The organism is Hydrocoleum sp. CS-953 (assembly GCF_002260545.1).
Lineage (GTDB): Bacteria > Cyanobacteriota > Cyanobacteriia > Cyanobacteriales > Microcoleaceae > Trichodesmium.
Genome location: NZ_LGSU01000318.1, coordinates 1 through 2,733, shown reverse-complemented (window position 1 = coordinate 2,733; position 2,733 = coordinate 1). Strand labels below are relative to the sequence as shown.

Annotated in this window: 2 protein-coding genes; one reads left to right on the top strand and one right to left on the bottom strand. The window is 32.9% G+C overall.

Annotation, left to right across the window (positions count from 1 at the left end):
* Positions 1-147: 147 nt before the first annotated feature.
* The gene (locus AFK68_RS34395) at positions 148-600 is read right to left on the bottom strand and encodes a hypothetical protein (RefSeq protein ID WP_143437461.1); all 453 of its coding nucleotides are present in this window, start codon (positions 598-600) and stop codon (positions 148-150) included.
* Between the two features lie 652 nt (positions 601-1,252).
* Here AFK68_RS34395 and AFK68_RS02925 point away from each other — a divergent pair.
* Positions 1,253-2,014 (top strand): HpsJ family protein, encoded by a 762-nt coding sequence (locus AFK68_RS02925; RefSeq protein WP_094671490.1) that lies wholly within the window; start codon positions 1,253-1,255, stop codon positions 2,012-2,014.
* Positions 2,015-2,733 lie beyond the last annotated feature (719 nt).

Genomic DNA, 2,733 nt, shown 5'->3' with positions numbered 1-2,733 from the left:
TAAATAATAAAATCACTAACTAAATATATCTGTTTTCATTTTATTTTTTTTGTAATCTAAGTTATTTCCCAACAACTCTAATAAATAAAATAGTTCTGATTTGACTTAAATGGAACAAAGAGATTGGTTCTCAGACAAAAACTTTAATTAATCACCATAAATCTTACAATCACCTGACATATCAACAAATTCTAACGCCTTGTTATAGTCTTGAGGATAACTATTCTTTAAACATTGTGCTGCTTCTATTGCAGGCTGGGGATTACCCATAGTGAAAGTCGTCAATCTACCAAAAGCTTCTGGTACGCTACTAGCAACACATAATTTAGCGGGGTTTGATAATGCCTGAACAGCACCGATGGGGTTTGATATCTTACAATATTCAACTTCTGTTGGTTGTGATACTTGTGCAGGAGGCGTGAATAGAGATGGAACAGGTGGTGGTGAAAATGATGGTGGTGGTGGTGGTGCTGCTGGGAATATAGATGGTGGTGGCGCTGAAAATCCAGATGGTGAGAAGCCGAAAAATGCTCTAGCAGTTGGAGCAAATCCCATACTTACAACCACAGTAGAAGCAATAGCTGTTAATAACTTTTTCATAGGTTTTTTGTGGGTATTTACAAAATCTAAGGTTGACAAGTTATAAATTAGTACCTATAGAATCAGAACTCTTAAGTAACTTATCTTTAAATCTAAGTCTCAGCAGTTTTGATCTATGAGATATTGAGATATATTTTTCGGANTAACTTTTTCATAGGTTTTTTGTGGGTATTTACAAAATCTAAGGTTGACAAGTTATAAATTAGTACCTATAGAATCAGAACTCTTAAGTAACTTATCTTTAAATCTAAGTCTCAGCAGTTTTGATCTATGAGATATTGAGATATATTGATTCACCTGATCAAACTCAAAACTTACTTTAATTTTTTTGTTACAACTATATCCTAGCTAGAAAAAACAAGAGCGTCAATTAGAATAAATACGGAATTATTTATGAAGCTATTATGAAGTTTCAGAAACGATATGTAGATAAATAGGGTATTAAGTCGGATAATTTTGCCCCATAATTAGTGTTCCATCAAGCAGAAATTAATAGCATTTCCTCAGAGAACTTTTAATCTCACTCTGGTTGCTCGAAATAATTTTTCTATTGGTAAATTTTGGGCTTGGCGATCTATCTAACCGTATTTTCTATTATATTAAAGCCACAAACAGGATAAAATTATGGACAACAGTATTATTAAATTGAAGTATGAAAGGAAGTAATATTAGTCCAGTACCAGCTCTAGCAACTAAATTTTTGAAATTAGCTGGTATTATCGTGATACTTTTCACAATTATCAACTCTGTTTTACTCTTATATCCCCTAAATTTAGGGGATATAGACTGGCGACTCAGCTTTACCACTCAGATAATTGAACGGGGTATTTTACCAATATTAGGAATAGCTCTAATGTTTTGTGGTTATGGTTTTGAAGAGATTCTTGGTATTGCCCCACCAGAAGCAAAAGTTAGTTGGAATAGCTTAAAGTTCTGGATTTACTTACTATCTTTATTTTTAGGAATTATGTTTTTGCTATTAATTCCTCTACATATTAGCACCGCAGTAGCAGAAAGTAATCAAAATGTTCAGAAACTAAATGAGGAAGCTGTTATTGCTCAAAAGCAATTAGAAGAACGTCTAGGTGAAAGACAAAGTTCTCTAGCTAGCTTACTTAAAAATAATCAGAGATTAGAAGAATATATTAGTCAGGAGCAACTTAATGAAGAGCAATTAGCTGAATTAGAAAAGTTTAAAAATAATCCTGCTGCTCTGAAAGTAAGAACAGAAGAAATTCGCGAGGAACTCACAAAACAATTAGAGCAAAAGAAACAAAAAGCACAACAAAGTACGCAAATAACAGCAGTTAAGTCTAGTGTCAGAATAGGTTTAACTAGCTTATTATTAGCCAGTTGTTATTTAACAATTGGTTGGAGTGGGTTTACGGGTAAACCTAGAAAAGTTCGCCAATAATATTTTTGTTGTGGCATTATTGATAATTATAGGGGCAGGTTCATCAAATAATTTATGAGTGGAAAAATTAAGTTAACAAAACCTGCCCCCAACCCATGAATAAATATTGTCGAATTAATGGTGATGGGGGGTGGGTTTATGATATTTATTGTCGGACATTATAATTTAACGGATGAACCCACCCCTACGGGTTATTTTTTGTGATTAATATTGATATTGTAGGGGCAGGTTCATCAAATAATTTATGATGGGAAGAATTAAATTAATTAAACCTGCCCCAAACCCACAAATAAATATGCTGCAATTAATATTGATATTGTAGGGGCAGGTTCATCAAATAACTTATGATTTGAATAATTGAATTAACCAAACCTGCCCCCAACCCATAAATAAATATGCTGCAATTAATGGTAATAGGGGGGTGGGTTTATGATATTTATTGTCGGACATTGTAATTCAATGGATGAACCCACCTCTACAGGTTAATTTTTTGTAATTAAATTGTAGGGGCAGGTTCCGCTATTGATTTTGATGGTAATAATTGAATTAACTAAACCTGCCCCTAACCCATAAATAATCAAAAACCCATGAAAAACAATTGTACAATTAATGGTAATGGGGGGTGGGTTTATTATTATTTATTGTTAGATATGTAATTCAACGGATAAACCCACCCCTACGGATTAATTTTTCTGATTATTAATCATATTTCCTATTCC